21 protein-coding genes are annotated in these 23,161 nt (G+C 61.1%); 8 read left to right on the forward strand and 13 right to left on the reverse strand.

What is annotated here, in order from left to right; genetic code table 11:
* The first annotated feature begins 109 nt into the window (after positions 1 to 109).
* Both ACN0RV_RS11485 and ACN0RV_RS11490 read left to right on the forward strand, forming a co-directional pair.
* Positions 110 to 961 carry an MBL fold metallo-hydrolase gene (locus ACN0RV_RS11485; RefSeq protein ID WP_417347735.1) on the forward strand — a complete coding sequence of 284 codons (852 nt, stop codon included), beginning with the start codon at positions 110 to 112 and terminating at the stop codon, positions 959 to 961.
* Positions 954 to 1,328 (forward strand): hypothetical protein, encoded by a 375-nt coding sequence (locus ACN0RV_RS11490; RefSeq protein WP_417347736.1) that lies wholly within the window; start codon positions 954 to 956, stop codon positions 1,326 to 1,328. Before ACN0RV_RS11485 ends, ACN0RV_RS11490 begins: the two co-directional genes overlap by 8 nt.
* 62 nt (positions 1,329 to 1,390) lie before the next feature.
* Here ACN0RV_RS11490 and kdsB read toward each other — a convergent pair whose 3' ends face one another.
* From kdsB to ACN0RV_RS11515, 5 genes are all read right to left on the reverse strand, one after another.
* The gene (gene kdsB / locus ACN0RV_RS11495) at positions 1,391 to 2,134 is read right to left on the reverse strand and encodes a 3-deoxy-manno-octulosonate cytidylyltransferase (protein ID WP_417347737.1); all 744 of its coding nucleotides are present in this window, start codon (positions 2,132 to 2,134) and stop codon (positions 1,391 to 1,393) included.
* A 2-nt stretch (positions 2,135 to 2,136) separates the two neighbouring features.
* A complete protein-coding gene (locus ACN0RV_RS11500) occupies positions 2,137 to 2,313 on the reverse strand; it encodes a Trm112 family protein (protein ID WP_136853202.1) in 177 nt (58 codons plus the stop codon).
* A 3-nt stretch (positions 2,314 to 2,316) separates the two neighbouring features.
* Positions 2,317 to 3,291, reverse strand: coding sequence for a tetraacyldisaccharide 4'-kinase (lpxK, locus tag ACN0RV_RS11505; RefSeq protein WP_417347738.1), 975 nt, complete (start codon positions 3,289 to 3,291; stop codon positions 2,317 to 2,319).
* Positions 3,284 to 5,053, reverse strand: coding sequence for a lipid A ABC transporter ATP-binding protein/permease MsbA (msbA, locus tag ACN0RV_RS11510; protein WP_417347739.1), 1,770 nt, complete (start codon positions 5,051 to 5,053; stop codon positions 3,284 to 3,286). The genes lpxK and msbA overlap by 8 nt, the downstream gene beginning before the upstream one ends.
* 104 nt (positions 5,054 to 5,157) lie before the next feature.
* Positions 5,158 to 7,347 carry a DNA internalization-related competence protein ComEC/Rec2 gene (locus tag ACN0RV_RS11515; RefSeq protein WP_417347740.1) on the reverse strand — a complete coding sequence of 730 codons (2,190 nt, stop codon included), beginning with the start codon at positions 7,345 to 7,347 and terminating at the stop codon, positions 5,158 to 5,160.
* A 30-nt stretch (positions 7,348 to 7,377) separates the two neighbouring features.
* Between ACN0RV_RS11515 and ACN0RV_RS11520 the strand changes: the two genes are divergently transcribed.
* Positions 7,378 to 7,941 (forward strand): DUF2062 domain-containing protein, encoded by a 564-nt coding sequence (locus ACN0RV_RS11520; protein WP_417347741.1) that lies wholly within the window; start codon positions 7,378 to 7,380, stop codon positions 7,939 to 7,941.
* Between the two features lie 179 nt (positions 7,942 to 8,120).
* Here ACN0RV_RS11520 and lolE read toward each other — a convergent pair whose 3' ends face one another.
* Genes lolE through ACN0RV_RS11535 form a run of 3 tightly spaced genes read right to left on the reverse strand, consistent with a single transcriptional unit; the run spans position 8,121 to position 11,255 of the window.
* Entirely contained in the window at positions 8,121 to 9,359 is a 1,239-nt protein-coding gene (lolE, locus tag ACN0RV_RS11525) for a lipoprotein-releasing ABC transporter permease subunit LolE (RefSeq protein ID WP_417347742.1), read from the reverse strand.
* Positions 9,356 to 10,039, reverse strand: a complete 684-nt coding sequence (gene lolD, locus ACN0RV_RS11530; protein WP_417347743.1) for a lipoprotein-releasing ABC transporter ATP-binding protein LolD — start codon at positions 10,037 to 10,039, stop codon at positions 9,356 to 9,358. The genes lolE and lolD overlap by 4 nt, the downstream gene beginning before the upstream one ends.
* Positions 10,032 to 11,255, reverse strand: a complete 1,224-nt coding sequence (locus tag ACN0RV_RS11535; RefSeq protein ID WP_417347744.1) for a lipoprotein-releasing ABC transporter permease subunit — start codon at positions 11,253 to 11,255, stop codon at positions 10,032 to 10,034. The genes lolD and ACN0RV_RS11535 overlap by 8 nt, the downstream gene beginning before the upstream one ends.
* 70 nt (positions 11,256 to 11,325) lie before the next feature.
* On the opposite strand from ACN0RV_RS11535, the gene ACN0RV_RS11540 reads away from it, so the two are divergent.
* The 3 genes from ACN0RV_RS11540 to ACN0RV_RS11550 all read left to right on the forward strand — a co-directional run bounded on the left by ACN0RV_RS11540 (position 11,326) and on the right by ACN0RV_RS11550 (position 16,466).
* Positions 11,326 to 11,907 (forward strand): PilZ domain-containing protein, encoded by a 582-nt coding sequence (locus ACN0RV_RS11540; RefSeq protein WP_417347745.1) that lies wholly within the window; start codon positions 11,326 to 11,328, stop codon positions 11,905 to 11,907.
* Between the two features lie 69 nt (positions 11,908 to 11,976).
* Complete coding sequence (gene mfd / locus ACN0RV_RS11545) at positions 11,977 to 15,411, forward strand: transcription-repair coupling factor (RefSeq protein ID WP_417347746.1); 3,435 nt, start codon at positions 11,977 to 11,979, stop codon at positions 15,409 to 15,411.
* A complete protein-coding gene (locus ACN0RV_RS11550; protein WP_417347747.1) occupies positions 15,411 to 16,466 on the forward strand; it encodes a CsiV family protein in 1,056 nt (351 codons plus the stop codon). The genes mfd and ACN0RV_RS11550 overlap by 1 nt, the downstream gene beginning before the upstream one ends.
* Here the strand turns inward: ACN0RV_RS11550 and ACN0RV_RS11555 are convergent.
* Positions 16,456 to 16,728 (reverse strand): acylphosphatase, encoded by a 273-nt coding sequence (locus tag ACN0RV_RS11555; RefSeq protein ID WP_286342057.1) that lies wholly within the window; start codon positions 16,726 to 16,728, stop codon positions 16,456 to 16,458. The genes ACN0RV_RS11550 and ACN0RV_RS11555 overlap by 11 nt on opposite strands.
* Positions 16,729 to 16,812: 84 nt before the next feature.
* Positions 16,813 to 17,367, reverse strand: coding sequence for an alpha/beta hydrolase YcfP (gene ycfP / locus ACN0RV_RS11560; RefSeq protein ID WP_417347748.1), 555 nt, complete (start codon positions 17,365 to 17,367; stop codon positions 16,813 to 16,815).
* Between the two features lie 355 nt (positions 17,368 to 17,722).
* Between ycfP and ACN0RV_RS11565 the strand changes: the two genes are divergently transcribed.
* Entirely contained in the window at positions 17,723 to 19,093 is a 1,371-nt protein-coding gene (locus ACN0RV_RS11565; RefSeq protein WP_417347749.1) for an L-serine ammonia-lyase, read from the forward strand.
* 199 nt (positions 19,094 to 19,292) lie between these two features.
* On the opposite strand, the gene queE is transcribed toward ACN0RV_RS11565, so the two are convergent.
* Genes queE through ACN0RV_RS11580 form a run of 3 tightly spaced genes read right to left on the reverse strand, consistent with a single transcriptional unit; the run spans position 19,293 to position 21,278 of the window.
* A complete protein-coding gene (queE, locus tag ACN0RV_RS11570) occupies positions 19,293 to 19,904 on the reverse strand; it encodes a 7-carboxy-7-deazaguanine synthase QueE (RefSeq protein ID WP_417347793.1) in 612 nt (203 codons plus the stop codon).
* Between the two features lie 59 nt (positions 19,905 to 19,963).
* Positions 19,964 to 21,034: an AI-2E family transporter gene (locus ACN0RV_RS11575; protein WP_417347750.1), complete on the reverse strand. Its 1,071-nt coding sequence runs from the start codon at positions 21,032 to 21,034 to the stop codon at positions 19,964 to 19,966.
* Positions 21,035 to 21,059: 25 nt separating this feature from the next.
* Complete coding sequence (locus ACN0RV_RS11580) at positions 21,060 to 21,278, reverse strand: sulfurtransferase TusA family protein (protein WP_417347751.1); 219 nt, start codon at positions 21,276 to 21,278, stop codon at positions 21,060 to 21,062.
* Between the two features lie 415 nt (positions 21,279 to 21,693).
* On the opposite strand from ACN0RV_RS11580, the gene ACN0RV_RS11585 reads away from it, so the two are divergent.
* The gene (locus ACN0RV_RS11585; protein WP_417347752.1) at positions 21,694 to 23,142 is read left to right on the forward strand and encodes a M48 family metalloprotease; all 1,449 of its coding nucleotides are present in this window, start codon (positions 21,694 to 21,696) and stop codon (positions 23,140 to 23,142) included.
* Positions 23,143 to 23,161 lie beyond the last annotated feature (19 nt).

The raw sequence follows: 23,161 nt of genomic DNA on the forward strand, positions 1-23,161 counted from the left end.
AGCTCCGAGTCGTTTGTAAAAGCTCCTCATTTATAAGAAGAGTTGTCTATATAAACCGCAAGGAATTGGTGCTATTTTCATCAACACACAACAATCAGGATGATCTGTTATGCGCAAACTGCTTCTCATGACCCTGCTCTTCTCTTTGCCGTTGAGCGCAGAGGATCGCTTTAAGGATGTGAAGATCCTCTCCGAGAAGGTGTCGGAAGGGGTGCACATGCTGACCGGCAGCGGCGGCAACATCGGCGTCAGTGCCGGCGACGATGGCATTCTCATTATCGACGACCAGTTCGCCCCCCTGGCAGGTCGCATCCAACAGGCGCTGGCCGCCATCAAACCCGGGCCGGTAAACTATGTGCTCAACACCCACTACCACGGCGATCACACCGGCGGTAACGCCGAGTTTGCTCCCCCGGCAACGGTTTTTGCCCATCATAATGTCCGGCTGAGGCTGGCTGATGATGATAAGTTTTCCCCGGAGCACTTGCCTGTGGTGACCTTCGATAAGGGGATCACCTTTCACCTCAACAACGACACCATCCGGGTGATCCACCTGCCTCATGGTCACACCGATGGCGATGCCCTGGTGCGGTTCGAACAGGCCAATGTGGTGCACATGGGGGATCTCTTCTTCAACGGCATGTTTCCCTACGTCGATCTTAAGGGAGGAGGCAGTGTAGAGGGGTACCTCAACGCGGTCACCAAGGCCCTCGAGTGGATGGATGCAGACACCAGGGTGATACCGGGTCATGGCAAGTTAGCCAACAAGGCCGACCTGCAGAAGTTCCAAAAAATGCTGCTAGACTCAATAATATGGGCGAAAAAACAGGACAGGGATGCGCCGCTTGAAGCTTGGCAGAAAGCCTTCCCCGCATCCATGACCTCCTGGAGCTGGCGCTTCATCACCACCGAGCGCTGGGTCACCACTCTCTACGAGGAAAGAAACAGGCTGCATGATTGATCTGCTGATTTTCGCCGCCCTGGTGTTACTGGTCTCCATGGTGCCAGTGTATGGGGCGGCGGTGCTGATCCGCTCGCCAACGCCGGGCCCTCTCCTCGGGGCTCTGACGGTGTGCGTCGCCCTGGCCCTGCTGGAACTGTCACTGGACAGGGTAAGTGGTCAGTGGGGTTGGCTGGTGGGCGCCCTGTTTGCGGCCGTCGCCTTCAGCCTGCTGTTTGGCACCCGCACCTGGCGCGGCATCATACTGGCCGCCGTACTCTGCCTTACCTACCAGTGGGGCACCAGCGAGTACCTCAATGGCGCCTCCCTCACCGCCACCTTCAAACACCAGATCAACAAGGCCAGATCGGAAGTCTGGCCTGATTAGGGTGCGTTGGGCTTTGCTGACCGATTCTTGCGATAAAAAAGGCGGCCATCAGGCCGCCTTTTTTAGCTGAGGATGTCACGGACCCTGTCCAGGTCCTCCGGGGTGTCCACCCCGGCAGGCGGCGTCTGTTTCGCCTCCTCCACATGAATCCCTTCACCGTAATAGAGCACTCTGAGCTGCTCCAGAGACTCGATCCCCTCCAGGGGGCTGGGCTGCCAGCTGACATAGCGCTTAATAAAGCCAGCGCGATAGCCATAGATGCCTACGTGGCGCAGGGCTCCCGGGCTGACCCCAGGGCCATCGGCAAAGCCATCCCTGTGGTAGGGGATGGGCGCGCGGGAGAAGTAGAGAGCCCGACCGTCGGCGGCGCACACCACCTTGACCGCATTGGGATTGAACATCTCTTCGGCGTCTTCGATGGCCACCCCCAGGGTGGACATGGGCAGCCCGCTGGAGATCAGGTTGTCCGCCACCTGGCGGATATTGGCCGGTGGGATCAGCGGCTCATCACCCTGAACATTGACCACAACCTGATCTTCACCAAGCTTAAGCAGTTCAACCACCTCCGCCAGGCGTTCGGTCCCGGAGTTATGATGCTCGGAGGTCATCACCACCTCGGCGCCAAAACCTGCGACGGCATCAAACACCCTCTGATCGTCGGTCGCCACCACCACCCGATCGGCACCACTGGCCTGGGCTTGCTCGCAAACCCACTGGATCATGGGCTTACCGGCGATATCTGCCAGAGGTTTGGCAGGCAACCTGGTAGAGGCATAGCGGGCGGGAATCACCACCACAAAGCCCATGATCAGTCTTCCTTCAGCTCGGTGGCACGGTTCTCCAGCAGCACTGGAATACCGTCATCGATGGGGTAAACCAGACGGTCTGCCTTGCAGGTCAGGGTCTGCTCAGCCGCGTTGAACTCCAGCTTACCCTTGCATACAGGGCAGGCAATAATCTCTAGCAGTTTGGTATCGAACGCCATTGTTTATTCCTTCAGTCGTGACAGCAGAGCGCCATCAAAATCTTCCGGTAAATTAGCAGTTACCGGTAGGTAAAACCAGTTGGGCCGGGCAAAACCACGGCACTTGACCGCATCTTTTTCGGTCATCAGCAGCAGTTCGTCGTCCGGGGTCAGTGCCGCCAGCTCCGCCTCGCTGTACAGGTAGTGATCGGCAAAGGGTACGCAGCGCAGCGGCGACAGCCCCTGCTCCTCCAGTGAGGTGAAGAACCTTGGGGGGTTACCGATCCCCGCCATGGCCACAATCTCCATGTCCGGATCAAAGGGGCGGTCAGTGCCATCCACCGCTTTCAAATGGTCCGGTGCCAGGGACATGGGGTATTCGCCGGCCTGATGCCGACCGCCATTGCAGATCACCATATCGACACTCTTGAGACGGCTCACCGGCTCGCGCATGGGCCCCATGGGCATGCGAAAGCCATTGCCAAAGCGGCGCTCACCGTCGACCACCACCAACTCGATGTCTCTCTGGAGACGATAGTGCTGCAGGCCGTCATCGGCCACAATCACGTCCACCTTAGCCCGCTCCAACAGCAGCTGTGCGGCCTTGATGCGGTCCGGACCAACCGCCATGGGCGCTCCGGTTCGCTGAACGATGAGGGCAGGTTCATCCCCGACCAGGGCAGGATCCGTATCCTGGGCAACCCACTGGGGCCAGGTTTCCGACTGACCACCATAGCCGCGGCTGATCACCCCCACCTTGTAACCGTGGCGGCGAAGCAGCTCAATCAGGTAGAGCACCACCGGGGTCTTACCGTTTCCCCCCACGCTGAGGTTGCCCACCACGATCACCGGGACCGGCAATCTGGCACTGGGCAGGATGCCTAATCGAAACAGCAGCCGACGCAGGCCGCTGACCAGGATAAACAGCAGGGTCAGGGGGGCCAGAAGCCACAGCACCGGGCTCCCCTGCTGCCAGGCGCGCTCGAACCAGCTACTCATTGTCACCGAACTGCATCTGGTGCAGCTGACTGTAGATGCCACCATGCTGGAGCAGCTGTTGATGGCTGCCTTGCTCGACCACCTGACCCTTGTCCACCACCATGATGATGTCGGCATTTTCAATGGTGGAGAGGCGGTGGGCAATCACCACCGAAGTCCGCCCCTTCTGCAGGTTGTCCAGCGCCGCCTGAATGGCGCGCTCAGACTCGGTATCCAGGGCCGAGGTGGCCTCATCCAGAATCAGGATGGGGGCATCACGCAGGATGGCGCGGGCGATGGCGATACGCTGACGCTGACCGCCACTGAGCAGGATGCCATTTTCACCCACCATGGTGTCCAGCCCCTGGGGCAGGTCCTTAACGAACTCCATCAGGTAGGCGGCTTCGGCGGCGGCTTCAATCTGCTCCCGGCTGCACTGCTCGCAGGCATAGGCGATATTGTTGGCGATGGTGTCATTGAACAGGGTCACCTGCTGGGACACCATGGCGATCTGGCTGCGCAGGTTGCTCAGCTCATAGTCGTTCACGTCCACACCGTCCACCTGAATCGCACCCTTGGTAGCGTCGTAGAAACGGGGCAGCAGGCTGGAGATGGTACTCTTGCCCGAGCCGGAGCGTCCCACCAGCGCCAGGGTCTTCCCAGGCGGCACCTCCAGGGAAACACCCCGCAGTGCCGGCTCATCCTTGTTGGTATTGGGGTAACAGAAGGTCACATCCTTGAAACTGATCGCCCCGTCGATGCGGTCCACCTTGTGGTTGCCGTTGTCCGGCGCATCAGGGGTATCCAGCACCTCAAACACCGAATGGGCGGCGGTAATGCCGCGTTGGAAATCGGCGTTGACCCGGGTCAGGTGTTTCAGCGGCTGCATCAGCCCCATCATGGAACCGACAATGGTGATAAAGGTGCCGGGGCTCAGACTCTGGAAGATAAAATCGAAGCTGGCCACATAAAGCACCACGCCCAGGGCCACGGAACCGATGATCTGGATCACCGGCTGGCTGATCGCCTGAGCCGCCGACAGCTTCATGTTCTGCTGGCGGTTGCGGTTGTTCACCTTGGCGAAACGTTCCGCTTCGATCTCCTGACCACCGAAGGCGATCACGTTCTTGTGCCCCTTGATCATCTGCTCAGACGCCGTGGTCACGCCGCCCATAGCCTTCTGAATCGCCTTGGAGACCTTACGGAAACGACGGCTCACCACGGTGATTACCCAGGCCACCAGGGGCCCAATCAGGAAGAAGATCAGCGACAGCTGCCAGCTCTGGTAGAACATGATGAACAGCAGGCCGATGACCGTAGCACCATCGCGCACCATGCTCACCAGTGCGCTACTGGAGGCCCGTGCCACCTGTTCGGTGTCGTAGGTGATGCGGCTGATAAGGTCACCGGAGCTCTGAGTGTCAAAGTAGCTCACCGGCAAGTTGAGGTACTTCTCGAACACCATCTGGCGCATGCTCTGCACCACCTTCTGACTGACCCAGGCCAGGCAGTAGGTCGACACAAAGTTGGCCGAGCCACGGACAAGGAACATCCCCACCACGATAAAGGGGGCAATCTTCAGCACATCGCTGTTGCCTGCGGTCAGCGCATTATCAATCAGGGGCTGAACCAGCCAGATCATACCGGCGTCCACCGCACCATAGGTGATCATCCCCAGAATGGAGACGACAAAGGCGGCGCGGTAGGGGAGAACATAGGGCCACAGACGCTTAAAGGTTGCCCAGGTCTGTCCCTTCTCCATTGGAGTTGGTTTGGCGCTCATAGAGTTAACCGAATTTCAATTCAAGGGGCCATTCTACCCACACCGGGCATGGATACCAACGCATGGTGAACAAATGTCGATTAAACCGTCAATTACCACATGAATTACCACCGTCGCTGGTTATACCAATAGGGAGCCAACTGTTCACTGTAGCTCAGCAGAGTCACTCCCTCGGGGTAAAAGTGAACACTGACCTGCCCCTGGCGCCCAGTGGTTTTCTGGATGGTGCCCAGCGCCCGGTAGCGCGCCTCCACCTCCTGGTGGGGGAAATGCCAACGATTGCGCCAGCCTGCCGGGTGGATCACTATCCGCGGCGACACCGCCCTGACCCAGGGCTCGGTGCTGGAGCTGCGGCTGCCATGGTGGGGAGACACCAGCACTGTGGCCCGCTCCGGACTCATTCTGGCCTCGGAAGCCGCCTCGATGTCACCGGGAAGCAGGACGCTGCGCCGCCCGTCGGAGATGCGCAGGATGCAGGAGCCATTGTTGCCCCGGTAATCAAACTTCTGCCAGGCCAGATCAAGCCCCTGCCAGTGAGTGGGGCCTCGCTTACACCCCTCTCCTGAGATCTCCTGGAGCCCAGGCCACAACCGCTTCATCGCAGCGGCCCCGCCGGCGTGGTCGTTGTCGCCGTGGGAGAGCACCAGATAATCCAGGCTGCGTATCCCCCGGCCTTTCATAAAGGGGTCGACCACCCGTTCTGCGTAGCTGAAGCCGGAGGGAAACGCCGCCCCGGTGTCATACACCAGCGCCCTGCCCTGCTTCTCCACCACCACACTCAGCCCCTGCCTTACGTCCATCACATGAACCCGCCAGTCCAGGGGCGACTCCCCAATCTGGGTCAGGAGCGTGGGGATCACCAGCACCGGCGCCAGATACCTGGCCATGGGTACGGGCGGTCGCCACACCAGCCACAAAGCCAGGGGGATCAACACCAGGGTCATCAGGCCATGGGCCCAGCCCAGGCTGGCTCCGGGCAAAGAGTAGGCTGTGCGGGCCACCCACTCCAGGGGCCACAGGGCCAGGTCCGCCAGCCACAAACCGCCGTCGGCCAGGGGCAGGGACAACCAGCTCCACAGCGCGGCCACCAGGGTCAACGGCAGGACCACCACAGAGACCCAGGGCACCATCAGTAAGTTGGCCCACAGGGCATGGAGAGACAGGGAACCGAACCACCCCAGTTGCACCAGCCCCAGCAGCAGTGTCAGCCCGCACTGGATCCACACCAGACTGGCCAGACGGCCACCACTCCAGCCTGGGGCCTGGGCCACCAGCAGCATGATGATGGCAACGGCACAGCAGGAGAGCCAGTAGCCTGGCCCCAACACTGCCAGGGGATCCAGCAGGAGCAGCAGCGCCGCAGCCCGCAGCAACAGCTCCCAGGGACGACCAAATCGCCCGGTGGCCAGCATCACCATGGCTGCCAGAGCCATGATCAGGGCTCTCTGAGTCGCCAGTCCCAATCCGGCCAGCAGCGCATAGGCGATCACCCCCAGGGCCGCCAGCAACAGCACCGGCAGACGTGCACCACCACCCTGGGAAGGAAGCAGTCGCCTTGCCAACCAGCCAAGCATGCTGACCAGCAGCAGGGCCACCAGACTCAGATGCAATCCCGAGATCGCCACCAGGTGAGTCAGCCCGGCGCCCCTCAGCTGCTGCCAGCGCTCATCGCTGAGGCCGCGGCGATCCGCCATGGCCAAGGCCCGCAGCAGATCGCCTCTGGGCAGGGCCGCCACTGCCAGCTCAAGGCTCTGAGCCAGGGGAACCCGCCAGTGGCTGTTCTGCTCCAGCGGTTCCATTGCCAGGATACGCCCCTGAGCCACCACCCTGTTGGCCAGTGCATGACGCCTCTGGTTCCAGCTAAACTGATTGAAGGTACCCATGGGGGGCCGCAACTTAACCCTCAATTGGTAGAGGTGGCCCGCCTGCCACTGGGTCTCACCCTGGTAGCTCAACCAGATGCGGTCGGGATGGTGAAACTTCAGTGACGTTTCACCGATTCTCTCGACCTGCCATAAAGTTCGCTGGTATAGTGCGCCGCGGGTTGGTAAAGTGAGCAGCCTTGCCACCAGCTGGTGCTCCCCCTCGTTCAGGGGCTGCGCCACAGTGATATGACGGTCGCCGTGCCAGGCGAACCAGCAGACGCCCAGCAGCATTCCGGCCAGCAACGGCCGTTGCCGCACTAGCCAGAGGGCGGCCGCTCCAATGACGACCAGTAACCCGGGAGGCAGCAACTCTGGCCAGAACAGGCCTGAGCTGATGGCTGCCACCCAACCAAGAAGAAAACTGTTCACCTGACTTTGTTTAGGCGATAACAAACAGCTATGCCAAAAAAGACCATTCAACGGCTGATGCCGAACCCTGAGAAGCTCAAGGACCACAAACACCTGAAACTCTTCGGTGATGTGATCCATCAACCGGGGTTGTGGCACCTGAATCGTCGCTCTGCCGCCGGCGCCCTTGCCGCCGGCATGTTTATGGCGTGGGTTCCTGTTCCCTTCCAGATGGTCCTGGCTGCCGCGGCCGCCATCATTCTAGGCGTGAACCTGCCCCTGGCGGTGGTCACCGTCTGGTTTACCAATCCGGTCACCATGCCCTTCATGTTCTACCTTGCCTACCTGGTCGGCGCTTCCCTGCTGGGGATTGAGGCAGGGCACTTCCAGTTCGAGCTCAGCTGGGAGTGGCTCAGCACCAGCCTGGGCCAGATTGGCGAACCCTTCCTCCTGGGTTGCCTGGTGCTGGGGGTACTCAGCTCACTGTTCACCTACTTCGTGATCAACAGCCTGTGGCGCTACTCCATCCTGTTTAGCTGGAAGAAGCGCCGGAAGTTGCGTAACGGCAACGGCAACGGCAACGGCAACGGCAACGGCAACGGCAACGGCAAGTAAGCCTGCCCCACAGTTGCAAAAAAGGCTCCTGAAGGAGCCTTTTTTGATCGCTAATCTGCCATACCGTCCTGCCGAAATCGCCTGTCCAATTCAACGGCAAACCGCTGCTGTACCCCTGACCAAACAACAGAGGCACCGGATGGGTGCCTCTTTATCGTTTGCCGTCTGTCACGCCCGATTTATCTGAGTGCCTGAGCAGGCTCCTGGGCCGCCGCTTTCCAGGCGGGGTAGAGTGAGGCGACCACGGTCACCAGGAAGGCCAGCACCGTCACCGACGCCACGTCACTCCAGATCAGCTGCGAAGGCAGGAAATCAATAAAATAGACATCCCCGGAGAGCAGGGTCACCCCCAGGCTCTGCTCCAGGGCCCGCACCAGATCGGACAGCCGCCAGCCCAGGGCGCTGCCAAGGGCCGCCCCCAGCAGGCAACCGGTCAGGCCGGTCAGCGCCCCCTGCACCAGGAAAGCCCCCATCACCGCCCGGCGCTCCAGGCCCATGGTGCGCAGGATGGCGATCTCCGCCTGCTTATCCCGTACCGCCATCACCAGAGAGCAGATGATGTTGAAGCTGGCCACGGCCACCATCAGCACCAGCACCAGGTACATCAGACTGCGAATCAGCTGAATGTCGGAGTAGAGGTGTCCCTGGGTGCGGGTCCAGTCGTTCAGGTAGAGGTAGTGGGTCTGGCGATAACCCACGGCGCGAATCAGCTGAGGCGCCGCAAACAGATCGTCCAGTTTGAGTCGCAGGCCGCCAACCCCCTGGCCAAAGTCCCGTATCTGCGAGGCTCGGCTGAGGCTGGTAAAAGCCATGGTCCGGTCAATCTCGCCGCCCAGGTCGAACAGGCCGGTCAGGGTAAACACCACCCGCTTGGGGGGGCGCTGCCCCTGCGCCACAGGCCGGGGCACCAGCAGGGTCACCTTGTCTCCCAGGGACAGATTCAGTTCGGCCGCCAGGGCTTTGCCCAGCACCAGGGGCGATGCCTCACTGGAGAGTGAGTCCCACGCCTCGGCGGACATGTAACTCTGAGCATCGGAGACCTGAGCCTCCAGCTTGGGATCCACCCCTCGCACCGACACCCCTTTGAGCTTCTCCCCCTTTTGCAGCAGGCCATTGACCAGGGTAAAGGGGGCTGCCGCGGCCACGCCGGGTTCGCTCAGGGCATCATCCGCCATCGACTGCCAGTCGAGTATGGGGCTGTCCACCGCGATGAGCTCCGCCTGGGGCACCACCGCCAGCAACCGGTCTTTAAGCTCCCTTTCGAAGCCATTCATGGCAGAAAGCACCAGGATCAGCACAGTGACCCCCAGTGCCACCCCGATGATGGAGGAGAGGGAGATCACCGAGATAAAACGGTTACTGTGGCGGGTGCGCAGGAAGCGCCACCCCAGTTGCCAGATCAGGGCCAGGTTCTTCATTGGGCTTCCTGTAATCGGCCGCCATGCATCATCAGCTGACGATCCAGCCGGGAAGCCAGCTCCCGGTCGTGGGTCACCACCACGAAGGCGGTCCCCTCCTGGGCGGCCAGCTCCCGAATCAGCTCATACACCTCTTCAGCGGTGGTCTCATCCAGGTTACCCGTGGGCTCATCCGCCAACACCAGGGCGGGCTTGTTCACCAGGGCCCGGGCGATGGCCACGCGCTGGCGCTCCCCTCCGGAGAGCTCCGAGGGTTTGTGCTCCAGGCGGTGATTCAGGCCAACCCGGTTGAGCAGCTCCTCACCCCGGGCTCTGGCCTGGGCCTTGGACTGACCGGCGATCAGCAGGGGCATGATCACGTTCTCCAGGGCAGTGAACTCCGGCAGCAGGTGGTGGAACTGATAGACAAAGCCCAGCTCACGGTTACGCAGCTGAGTACGGGCACCATCGCTCAGGGCAAACAATTCCTGGCCCTTAAACCACACCTGGCCCTCACTGGGACTGTCCAGGGTGCCGATGATGTGCAGCAGGGTGCTTTTCCCCGAACCGGAGCTGCCAACCACCGCCAGCAGCTCGCCGGCATGCACCTCCAGGTTCAGGTCCGTCAGTACCCGGGTGGCCAGCTTACCCTCCCGATACTCTTTGCCCAGCTGCTCACAACGCAGCAACAGATCACTCATAACGTAACGCCTCAGCGGGTTGAATCAGGGAAGCCCGCCAGGCGGGGTAGAGAGTGGCCAGGTAGCTGATCAGCATGGCTCCGGCCAGGATCAGGCCAATCTGGCCATAGTTTAGGATCACCGGCAAAGGCTGCCCGGGAGGCAGGAGCCAGATCCCCAGGGCGGCCATCACCCCTTGCAGGTTGAACGCCAGCGCCAGGCCGGCCAGGGCACCGATCATCACCCCCAGCAGGGTGCTGGTCATCCCCTGGACGGAGAACACCCCCATCACCGAGGCACGGCTCAGTCCCATGGTTTTGAGGATGGCGATATCGGAGGTTTTGTCGGTGACCATCATCACCAGGGCGGAGACCACGTTGAAGGCGGCGATGGCGATGATCAACGCCAGCAACATGGCCATCATGTTCTTCTCCATCTTGACCGCACTGAACAGCTGGCCGTAATCGTTGCGCCAATCCTGCACCCGAAACTCCTCCCCGAGCTGAGTCTGCAGCTGGGCGGCCAGAGACGGCGCCTTGAAGGCATCATCCAGATAGAGGCGCATGGACGCCACCCTGTCCTTGCCCAGGCGGGTGAGGCGGGCGGCATCATTGATGTGCACATAGGCCAGGTTGCCATCGACTTCGGCGCCGAGCTCGAAGACTCCAGCCAGGGTAAACACCCGCTGGCTGGGCAGGCGCCCCATGGGACCATAGACGGCGCCGGTGGCGGAGATCACCCTGACCTTGTCACCGGGCATCAGGTTGAGGCGACTGGCCAGGCGCGCCCCCATCAGAATCTGATACTGCCCGGACTGAAGATCCTGCCAGCGGCCGCTGAGCAGGTGATCGGAGACCGTTGAGAAGCCGGCCTCCTGGTCCGGATCCACCCCGAGAATCTGGGCGCCGCTGAGAGCGCCTTCACCCTGCAGCATCGCTTCGGTGCTCACAAGCGGAGTCACCCCAACCACCCCGGGCTGAGCGGCCAGAGTTTGTTGCAACTCGTCGGGACTCGCAAGATAGCGGGATTCAGACACCAGCACCTGGGGCACGGCACCGAGCAGACGGGTCTTCAACCGCCCCTCCAGGCCATTCATCACCGAGCTGACCACGATCAGCGCAGCCACTCCCAGGGCGATACCGGCCACGGAGAAAAAGGTAATAAAGGAAACGAACTGGGTGTCCTTGCGGGCACGCCAGTAACGCAACCCGATAAGCAGGGAGACAGAAGGCGACATCTAACCATTTGCCAAATAGATAAGTTATCGGATAATAAAGTTATTCGCCCCCAATAGACAAGTTCAGGCCATGTCCGAAACGCAACAAAGCTTTTTCAGCGTCACCTGCGAGTTCACCCTGTTCGCCGACCCTCTGCCTGCGGACAAGCGCCTGGTGGACGCCGATACCCTGCTGACCATGATGCCACGCGCCTTCAAGCTGATGGCCCAGGTCAACGAGGTGGAACAGCGCTGTCAGCCCCTGATGGCCAGCCTGGCCCAGCATGCCGCCGAGCTGGCGGAGTACCTGAGCCTGCAAAACCTCAAGCTGGATATGGTGCTGCAGCTTCAACTGGAGAGGAGCACCGAGGCCCAGTACCGCTGCCAGGGCGTCCGCTTTGGGGGCAGCGGTGCCCAGGTACGCAGTGACCAGCCTCTGGAGCCCGGCACCATCCTGGAGATCAAGATGCTGGTCCCCGAAGAGAATGTCGCCGTGTTTGCCGTCGCCGAGCTGACCCAGTGTCAGCCCCAGGAGGACGGCTACCTGTGGGATCTGGACTTCACCAGCATCATCGAAGCGGATCAGGAACGCCTGGTCCACGCCAGCCTGCAGGTGGAGCAGAGACTGCTTCGTGCCCGGGCCCAGGCCCGACGCGAACAGCAAACGCCCTGACAAGCCGGGGTGGAAGCGTCCGCCCCCCTTGCCTACAATAGCCGCACCTAACTTCAGTAAGCCCGAATCATGAGTAGTTTTTCCCCCCTGGCGCCGGCCCCCGCTGGCGCCGGATGCAAGCGCCGTCTCACCGGCCTCACCGGCAGTGCTCTCAGCCTGACCATCAGCCGCCTGGCCCGACAGCATCAGGGGGTCAGCCTACTGATCACCCAGGACACTCCCTCCGCCATGCACCTGGAGCAGGAGCTCTCCTACCTCTGCCCAGAGATGACGGTCACCCTGTTCCCGGATCGGGAGGTGTTGCCCTACGACAGCTTCTCTCCCCATCAGGATATTGTCTCCCAGCGCCTGGAAGCCCTCTATCGCCTGCCCCAGACCCAAAGTGGCCTGGTGATCGTTCCGGTCAACACCGCCCTGGTCAGGCTGCCGCCGGTGGATTATGTGGGCAGCAGCGTACTGCTGTTGGAGCCCGGTCAGCGCATCGATATCGAGGCCCTGCGCCATAACCTGACCCAGGCGGGCTACCACCATGTGGAGCAGGTGTATGAACATGGCGAATTTGCGGTGCGCGGTTCCATCATCGATCTCTTCCCCATGGGCAGTGAACAGCCCCTGCGCCTGGACCTGTTCGATGACGAGCTGGAGTCCATTCGCACCTTCGACGTGGACAGCCAGCGCACCCAGGGCAGCCTGGAGCGGGTCCGCCTGCTGCCTGCGCGGGAATTTCCCACCAATGACAAGGCGATCGAAGGGTTCCGCAGCCGCTGGGGCCAGCACTTCAGCCGCATCAGCAACGAAGCGGAGTCCGTCTATCAGCAGATCAGTCGCGGCCTGATGCCCGCCGGGGTGGAGAACTACCTGCCGCTGTTTTTCGAGTCCACCGCCACCCTGTTCGACTATCTGCCCGACCAGGTGCAGTTGATGACCGCCGGGGACATCCAGGGGGCCTGCGACAAATTTCTCTCTGACGCCACCCAGCGCTTCGACAACTACGGCGTGGATCCACTGCGGCCGCTGCTGCCCCCAAAGACCCTGTTCCTGAACACCGAAGAGCTGTTTTCCCGCCTCAAGCCACACGGGCGCATTCAGCTCTCCCGTGAGGTCAGCGAGATCGCCAAAGAGCCCAAAGCCAAGGTGTCGGCCATCGGCGATGTGGCGGTGAACCATCAGCTCAAGGTACCCACCCAGGCCCTGGCCGAGCGGCTGGAAGGGGTAAAGCGCACCCTGTTCAGCGTCGAGTCCGAGGGACGCCGTGAAGCCCTGCTGGAGCTGCTGCGTCCCATGCAGCTGACCCTGAGCCAGTTCAACCACCTGGACCAGTTCCTCGAGAACGACGCCGCCATGGGCATCATCGTCAGCCCTCTGGAACAGAGCGTCATGCTGGATCAGGAGGGGCTGGCCCTCATCTGCGAAGAGGAGCTGCTGGGGGGCCGGGTGCGTCAGCGCCGCCGTCAGCGCAAAACCGTCAGCTCCGACACCCTGATCCGCAACCTGGCTGAGCTCAAGGTGGGCCAGCCCGTGGTGCACCTCAAGCACGGCGTTGGCAGCTACCAGGGACTGCAGACTCTGGATGCCGGCGGCATGAGCACCGAGTTCCTGGTCCTGGAATACAAAGACCAGGCCAAACTCTACGTGCCGGTGAATGCCCTGCACCTCATCAGCCGCTACAGTGCCGGTGAGGAGTCGGAGGTCCAGCTTAACCGCCTGGGCAGCGAAGCCTGGGACAAGGCCAGGCGCAAGGCCGCCGAGAAGGTGCGGGACGTGGCCGCCGAACTGCTGGACATCTATGCCCGCCGGGAGAGCAAGCCGGGCTTCGCCTTCGAACTGGATGAGCCTGAGTATCAGCGATTCTCCGCCGGCTTCCCCTTCGAGGAGACCGTGGACCAGCACAACGCCATCGACGCCGTGGTGCGGGACATGCGCACCAGCAACGCCATGGACCGCCTGGTGTGCGGCGACGTGGGTTTCGGCAAGACCGAAGTGGCCATGCGCGCCGCCTTTGTGGCGGTGGCCGGAGGCAAGCAGGTGGCGGTGCTGGTGCCCACCACCCTGTTGGCCCAGCAGCACTATGAAAACTTCCGCGACCGCTTTGCCGACTGGCCGGTGCGCATCGAGGTGATGTCCCGCTTCAAGACCGCCGGCGAGCAGAAACAGGTCCTCAGCCAGTTGGCCGAAGGCAAGGTGGACATCGTCATCGGCACCCACAAGCTGCTGCAGTCGGACATCAAGTTCACCGATCTGGGCCTGCTCATCGTCGATGAGGAGCACAGGTTCGGTGTCCGCCAGAAGGAGCAGATCAAGGCACTGCGTGCCGAGGTGGATATCCTCACCCTGACCGCCACTCCCATCCCCCGGACCCTGAATATGGCCATGTCCGGCATGCGGGATCTGTCCATCATCGCCACCCCACCGGCGCGGCGACTGTCGGTGAAAACCTTCGTCCGCCCCAAGGAGGGCAACCTGATCCGCGAAGCGCTGATGCGGGAGATCCTCCGCGGCGGCCAGGTCTACTTCCTGCACAACAGCGTGGAAACCATAGAGCAATGCGCCAAGGAGCTGGCGGAACTGGTGCCCGAGGCCCGCTTCGCCATCGCCCATGGCCAGATGCGCGAACGGGAGCTGGAGCGGGTGATGAGCGACTTCCATCATCAACGCTTCAACGTGCTGGTGTGCACCACCATCATCGAAACCGGCATCGACATCCCCAGCGCCAACACCATCATCATCGAGCGGGCTGATCGCTTCGGCCTGGCCCAGTTGCATCAGCTGCGGGGACGGGTGGGGCGCTCCCATCACCAGGCCTACGCATACCTGCTGACCCAGGGCAAGCGACTCACCAAGGACGCCAAGAAGCGCCTGGAAGCCATCGAACAGTTGGAAGACCTGGGGGCGGGCTTTATGCTGGCCACCCAGGATCTGGAGATCCGCGGTGCCGGCGAACTGCTGGGGGATGAGCAGAGCGGCCACATCGCCAAGGTGGGATTCAGCCTGTACATGGACATGCTGGAGCAGACGGTGGCGGCCCTTAAGGCGGGCAAGGAACCCAGCCTGGACCAGATTCTGGCTGAGCAGACCGAGCTGGAACTGAAGATTCCCGCCCTGCTGCCGGAGGAGTACATCCCCCACGTCAACACCAGACTGGCGATCTACAAGCGCATCGCCTCCTGCAACAGCATGGACGAGCTCACCGAAGCCCGGGTGGAACTGGTGGACCGTTTCGGTAAACTGCCGGACGCCACCGAGAATCTGCTGACCCTGACACGCCTGAAGCTGCGGGCCATGGCCTCCGGCATCCGCCGCATCGATGCCCACGCCAAGGGGGGCAGCATCGAGTTTGGTCCGGACACCAGTGTGACTCCGGAAATCCTCATAGGTCTGTTACAATCCCAACCTGGCCTCCTGCGGATGGATGGCCCCAATAAATTGCGCTTCCAGGGCGAGTTGCAGGAAACCCCTGCCCGCCTGGAGGCGGTGGAGCAGCTGTTAAGCCAACTGGGGATCTGATGAGCAAACCACTGTACCACGCCCTGTTTGGGCTCACCGCCCTGCTGGGCAGCGGAATGACCGCCGCCGAAGAGGCCACCTGGTTTGAGGTGGAGCTGGTGGTGTTTGAGCGTCCCCAGACCACCAGTGAGCGCTTCCCGGAAGAGCTGGCTCCGATGAAAAACTCTGCCCAGCGTGACCTTCTCGGCCCGGCGGTGATGCCAGACACCAGCTCGCTGGAGCTGGCGCTGAGTGACTGCCAGAGTTTTGGCTGGCAGCCGGACAAGCCTGAGTGCCAACCCCAAACCGACGAACCTGAACAGCCCGGCGAGCTGCCAACCCGGGTTACGGCAATGAACATGGGGGATCCCCGCCTGGGCGAACCCTACCTGCTGCCGGAGACCGAGATTGAGTTCGATGAGGCTCTGGCCACGCTGAAAAGAGGTGGCGCCAAACTGCTGCTGCACACTGGCTGGCAGCAGCCGGTCTACAGCCGCGGCAACAGCCAGGCCTACCGCCTCTACAGCGGTCATAACTTCGCCGACCGTTACCAGGCTGATGGCCGTCTGATTCCCGAGGAAAGCCCCGCCGACACCAGTGCCTTTGATCTCTCCTGGCTGCTGCCGCAGGTGGAAGAGAGCGAGCCCATGTGGCAGCTCGATGGCTGGATTCGCATCTACCTCAACCAGTTCCTCCACATCGATACCCAGCTGCAGTTGCGTGAAGAGGGGGAGCGGCCGGTGCCCACACTGGAGACAGGAGAAGATGAGTCGTTGGCAGATGCTGCGCCGATGATCGCCCTCCCCCAGGAGAACTCAGAGGCTGAAGCCGTTGAAGTGGTGCTGGAGACCGAGCCCTTCCTCAACCGGATCAGGCTGGAGCAGAGCCGACGGGTGCGCAGCCGGGAGATCCACTATTTCGATCACCCCAGACTGGGGATGGTGGTACAGATCCGCAGGATGACCCAGCCCAGCAAGATGCCCCCGCTGGAGGAAGCGCCTGCAGAGACTGCGCCTGTGACCGAGCCCGCCAACCTGGCCCCCGCAAGCTCGCAGAGTTCGGAGCTTACTCAGTAACCTCAAAATCCAGGTAGAGATCGCTGCCGTCGTAATCGGACACCAGCACATCGGATACCTGGGCACTGGGTGGGCCCTGATGGGCCCAATCCAACATGGCATCCACGGCCCGGTCTGCCCCCTGGGCCAGCATCTCTACGCTGCCGTCATCCAGGTTGCGCACATAACCGGTCACCCCGAGTCGGAGTGCCGTCTCCTGAGCGGAAGCCCGGAACCACACTCCCTGGACCTTGCCTGTCACCCTCACCAACAGCCGTTTCATCGAAGCACCCACAGTCGCACAGTCAATTTCAATAATAGCAGCAAACAAAAAGGCGACCCCGGGGCCGCCTTGTTGTTCAGAGAGTCACGCGCAGTCGCGCTCCTCTGTTTTAAATTGGGACAGAGCCCTGAGTTGTTTGGAGATATCTTTGAACTTGTGAGTCTGGGTCTCATCCCAGATCACCGGATAGTAGCCCCCCAGCTCCGACTCGATGCGCTTGGTGTCCAGCACCTCATCGTTGCGGGCCAGGACGCACAGACAGTGGCCACGGTTTCGCTCGCGAAACGCCTTGACACATTTCTCCTTGATGTCCCGATACTCCTCCGGTCGGTCAATCAGCCCCACCATATTCTCTTCCGGCCAGAGATTGGGGTTGAACACCACGGAACGCATGCCGCAGAGGAAGCCTACCCGTTCGGCCCAGAAGCCGCCCAGGCCGACGCCGACGATCAACGGATTGGCGTCATCGCTGAACTTCTTGTGCTTCTCCACCTCTTTCAGCAAATGCTGCATATCATGCCGGGGATGCAGGGTGGAGTAATTGATAAAACGTACATCTTCATCCGCAAACTGCAGCTGAAGCACCTTCTCGTGATTTCCGGGACTGGTGGCATCAAAGCCGTGCAGGTAGATAATCATAGCGAAACCATTCCATTAGCTTGGGACCACTATAGCCACAGGGCCGGACCATTCAAAGGGCAAACCCTGATCTGGATCACTGTTGGTCGAATTTTGCCAGGTGAGCCCAATTCGACCCCACCCTGGAAATGCATCTCTAACCAGTATGGGCCCAATCCAGTGTGAATCCCATTCCAGGGCAGTTTTTCTCCAGAGCACTCCCCCTGAGGCTGTGCGGCCCCCGACACAGACATCGGCAAGACAGGGTCGCGGCAAGATATTATGCTGTATGAGTCAGGCTGGATTTTGCTTTCCCTCCGCCTGGGTTACCATCAGCCATCCGCCTGCGGGCAACGACACAACAGGGATACCGTTTATGATCAGCGTGTTCGATATGTTCAGTATCGGCATCGGCCCCTCAAGCTCCCACACCGTGGGCCCGATGAGGGCAGCCAATCGCTTTATCGATGAGCTCAAAGAGCATCAGCAGTTTGAGCAGGCCGACGAAATTCAGTGCGAGCTGTTTGGCTCTCTGGGCCAGACCGGCAAGGGCCACGGCACCGGCAAAGCCGTGGTGCTGGGATTGCTGGGCGATGAGCCGGAAGCCGTCGACACAGACAGCGTCCAGGGTAAGCTGGACCAGGTTGAATCCGAGGAAGCCCTGGTTCTGGCCGGCCAGCGCAAGGTCAGCTTCACCCGGGCCAATGGCCTCACCTACCACAGGCGCAAAACCCTGCCTCAACACGCCAACGCCATGACCCTGCGCGCCCTGGTGCGTGGCCTGGTGGTCTATGAGCAGACCTACTTCTCCGTCGGAGGCGGCTTTGTTCTGGACAAGAGTGAGATCGCCCAGCCCATCGCCATCAGCCAGGGTCCGATCCTGCCCTACCCCTTCGAGAGTGCCGCCCAGTTGCTGGAGCTGTGTAATGAGCAGGGCCTGTCCATCGCCTCGCTGATGATGGCCAACGAAAAGGTGGTGGCCGAAGAGTCTGCCATCCGAGCCCAGCTCTGGACCATCTGGCTCACCATGAAGCAGTGTGTGGAACGTGGCTGTCGTGACGAAGGGATCCTCCCCGGCGGTCTGAAGCTGCGCCGCCGCGCCCCTACCCTCTACCGCAGACTCACCGTAGAGGGTTGCAACAGCAGCGATCCTCTCAACGCCATGGACTGGGTGGATCTCTTTGCCCTGGCGGTGAACGAGGAGAACGCCGCCGGAGGCCGGGTGGTCACCGCCCCCACCAACGGCGCCGCCGGCATACTGCCTGCGGTACTCTGCTACTACGACAAATTTGTTCAGCCGGTGGATGAAGAGACCGCCTGTCGCTACCTGCTGAGCGCCGCCGCCATCGGCATCCTCTACAAGAAGAACGCCTCCATCTCCGGCGCCGAAGTAGGCTGCCAGGGTGAGGTGGGCGTCGCCTGCTCCATGGCCGCCGGCGCCCTGACCGAGATCATGGGGGGCACCCCCGCCATGGTGGAGTGTGCCGCCGAGATCGGCATGGAACACAACCTGGGCCTGACCTGCGACCCTGTGGGCGGCCTGGTGCAGGTTCCCTGCATCGAGCGCAACGCCATGGGCGCGGTCAAGGCGATCAACGCCTCCCGCCTGGCCCTGCGCGGCGATGGTCAGCACAAGGTCTCTCTGGACAAGGTGATCAAGACCATGTGGGAAACCGGCCAGGATATGCGCACCAAGTACAAGGAGACCGCCCGAGGCGGTCTGGCGGTGAACATCGTCGAGTGCTGATGGTTTCGTAAAAAGTTGAAGATCCCCGCCCCGGCGGGGATTTTTTTGGCCCGGAGTCAGCGGTGAGAGCGACAAAATCAACCACAAAGAACCCCACTCTATTCAGAACGACAACTGCCTGCTGGCCGACCACCCCAGGTAATGCTGACAAAAAAGACCGCCAGATGGCGGTCTTTCTCTTTAGGGCTAAGGTAACGGCTTAATCGATATCCAGATACTTGTGGGTCTGCACCGACAGTCGCCAGTTGCGCTTGATGCAGGTTTCGATGGCCAGCTCGGTCGCCCGCTTCTTGGTGGAGATGGGCTGCAGACAGATTTGCGGCTCTCTTGGCAGAGCCTGGCCCGCCAGAAGCTGATCCAGCTCCTCGATGTGCCGCTCTGTGGCGATGGGGTGCTTGATCTCGTCCGCCCTTGCCAGCGCCTGCTTCAGTACGGGCAAGCCGCCCTTCATCCCCACCTTGGGCGATACCGTCACCCAGGTCTGCTCATCACAGCGCACCTCGGCACAGCCGGAGGTCTCAATCTGACACTGCCAGCCAGCGACGTGCATCAACCGGGTCAGTTGGGTCAGATCGTACAGACAGGGTTCGCCACCGGTGATCACCAGGTGACGGGCGCTGTAGCGGCCATCGGAGAGCAAAGCCACCAGCTGGGCTTCATCATAATGGGCCCAGATCGGCTTATCACCACTGACACCGATGATCTGCTCAGGGGAGACGTGATGTTCAGGCTCCACCTCCCAGGTATGGCGGGTGTCACACCAGGGACACCCCACCGGGCACCCCTGAAGACGAAGGAACACCGCCGGCATGCCGGTAAACTGCCCCTCTCCCTGAATGGTTTCGAAGATTTCGTTGACGGGAAGCTGACTCACTGACCCGCCTCCTGCACCATCTCACTGCTGGGCCAGGCGTTGATCACGGCTTTGACCAGGGTCGCCAGGGGGATGGCAAAGAACACTCCCCAGAAGCCCCACAGGCCGCCGAAGATCAGCACGGCGATGATGATCGCCACCGGATGCAGGTTCACCGCTTCGGAGAACAGAATCGGCACCAGCACGTTGCCGTCCAGCATCTGAATGATGCCGTAGGCCAGCATCAGATAACCGAACTGTGGGGTCACCCCCCACTGGAACAGGCCCACCAGAGCCACAGGAATGGTCACCACGGTCGCGCCGATGTAGGGGATCAGCACCGACAGACCCACCGCCAGCCCCAACAGGGCGGCATAGCGCAGGTCCATAAACAGGAAGGTGAGATAGCTGGCCACACCGATGATCATGATCTCAATGGCCTTGCCGCGAATGTAGTTGACGATCTGACCGTTCATCTCGGCCCACACCTGCTTGGCCAGTTCACGGTTGCTGGGCACAAAGCGGCTGAGGCTGCGCAGCAGTTGGCGCTTGTCCTTGAGGAAGAAGAACACCAGCAGCGGCACCAGAATGGCGTATACCGCCAGGGCCACCAGGTCCACCAGGGAGCCCAGGGAGATCTGCAGCACCTGCTGACCCCAGGCCAGAATTTGATTGTTGAGGTTCTGCATCAGCTCCTGGACCTGCTTCTCACTGATCACCTCGGGATACTGTTGGGGCAGAGTCAGGACCATCCCCTGAGCCTGACCAATCATATCGGGCAGTTCACGCGCCAGGCTGATCCCCTGGTTCCAGATCTGAGGCAGGGCGATGAGACAGAACATCATCATCACCCCGACGAACACCAGCAGCACCAGCGACACCGCCAGGGAGCGTGGCAGGCCCCGATTGGCCATCTGCGCCACCGGCCATTCCAGCATGTAGGCCAGCACCACAGCCACCAGCAGTGGGGTGATCAGCTTGCCGTAGAAGTAGATGATGGCGAAGCCCACCATCAGGATCAGTGCCAGGGTGACCGCCTGAGGGTCGGAGAACTTCTCCTGGTACCAGTTGCGGAGTAGATTCCACATACTTTTCTAAAACCTTTTCTGTCTTTTAATGTTGCGGGCGCAGATAGACTGCCGTCCCCTGTGGCCGCGTTTCGGACTCCACCGAAAAACCGCAGCGCCGGGCATAGGGGATCAGGTCCCGCAAGGTTGCCGGGTCGCCGATAAGCAGCTCCAGCGTTTCGCCCCGACCGAGATCCTTCATCGCCAACTTGGCCTGTACGAAGGCCATTGGGCAGCGATAACTCGAAAGATCAACAAATTGCATCCTGACTTCCTTGCCGGCTAAATAGGCCTGTCCACCGGAAACTCATCCCGGATAGGAAACTGCCCCGAATCGGGCGTCATTATCCCCCTAGCTCAGGCAAACCACAAACCCGCGATGCAAGATTATGTAAAGTCGCTGGAACCCAACAGGCCTCTGAGCAGACTAACAGAAACACACTGCGGTTTACTGAATGGCTTTTGCACCCACAGGCCTGATTGAAATCCAACCGGCAAAGGTCGGCGGACTCTATTGAGCCTCCCGACCAAACGGGAGCCAAAGGCGTAAATAACCTAAGTTAAAACATAGCATTACTTCCTTAACCTCGGGTAAATGCCTGCGCAACACTGTGGTCATTCACAGGCGGATGCAGGTACACTGGCCGGAACACCATCAGAAACGGACATCAAGGACACACGTGATAAGACGTTTTTCACTCACTCTGGGCGCCGCGCTGCTGAGCGCGACACTGGGGCTCACGGCGGCCCAGGCACATTCTGAACTGCCTGAGCTGGGCACCGTAGCCTCCAGCACACTCTCCATCGACAAGGAGAGTCAGATAGGGGACTTCTACATGCGGATGCTGCGTGGTCAGCTTCCCATCATTCACGATCCAGTGATGAACGAGTACCTCAACGATCTGGGCAACCGGCTGGTGGCCAGGGCGGACAACGTCAAGACTCCCTTCACCTTCTTTCTGATCAACAACAACGAAATTAACGCCTTCGCTTTCTTCGGCGGCCATGTGGGTGTTCATACCGCCATCCTCAACGAAGCGGACAACGAGAGTGAACTGGCATCGGTACTGGGCCACGAAATCGCCCACGTGACCCAGCGGCACCTGGCCCGGGCCATCGAAGCGCAGAAGAAGACCGCCCCAGCCACAGTGGCCGGGGTTATCGGCTCCATCATCCTGGCCATGGCCTCCCCTGAAGCGGGCATTGCCGCCCTGCAATCGACTCTGGCCATTAGCCAGCAGGCGCAAATCAACTACACCCGAAGCAATGAAAAAGAAGCGGATCGCATCGGCATCAAAACCCTGGCAGCCGCCGGGTTTGACCCCAACGCCGTCCCCAGCTTCTTCGGCAAGATGGCGGCCAAATACCGCTTCGCCAGCAAGCCCCCCCAGATGCTGCTGACCCACCCCCTGCCGGAAAGCCGGGTGGCCGACGCCAGGGCCCGGGCGGCCCTCTATCCCTATCGTCCGGTGCCGGAAAACCTGCTGTTCCATCTGGCCAAGGCCAGGGTTCAGGTTCGCTACTCCAAGCTGGACAAGGACCACGCCCTGTTCCTGTTTGATAAACAGGCCAAGATGGGCGACCCGGTGGTCATCGATGCCGCCCATTACGGAAAGGCGCTGACCTTGCTGGACATGGAGCGCTTCGATGAGGCAGAGAAGGAGCTCAATGCCCTGCTGGCGAAGAACCCCCAGAACCTGTTCTATCTGGATACCGCCGCCGACATCCTGCTGATGCAAAAGCGTCCCAAGGAAGCGATCGCCCTGCTGCGCCAGGCGCAGAAGCTCAGGCCTGATAACAGTGTCATTGAGATCAACCTGGCCAATGTGCTGCTGCAAACCGGTCAACTCAAGGAGGCCCGCACCCTGCTTGAGCAACAAATACTGCTCAACAAGGACAGTGTAGTGGCCTATGACCTGTTGTCCCAGGTGTACCGCAAGATGGGCCTGACGGCCGAGCGCCACATGGTTCAGGCGGAACTGTTGGCCCTGTCAGCCGGCTACGGCCAGGCGATTGAGCAGCTTCAGTATGCCTACCGCCAGACAAAAGACAACCCGCTGCAAAAGGCGCGTATCGACGCCAGAATCAAAGAGCTGCGTAAGTCGGAGCAGGAGATGAAATCCCTTTGATCTGATGACGGCCCGACGT

Source organism: Ferrimonas sp. (assembly GCF_048263965.1).
Classification (GTDB): domain Bacteria; phylum Pseudomonadota; class Gammaproteobacteria; order Enterobacterales; family Shewanellaceae; genus Ferrimonas.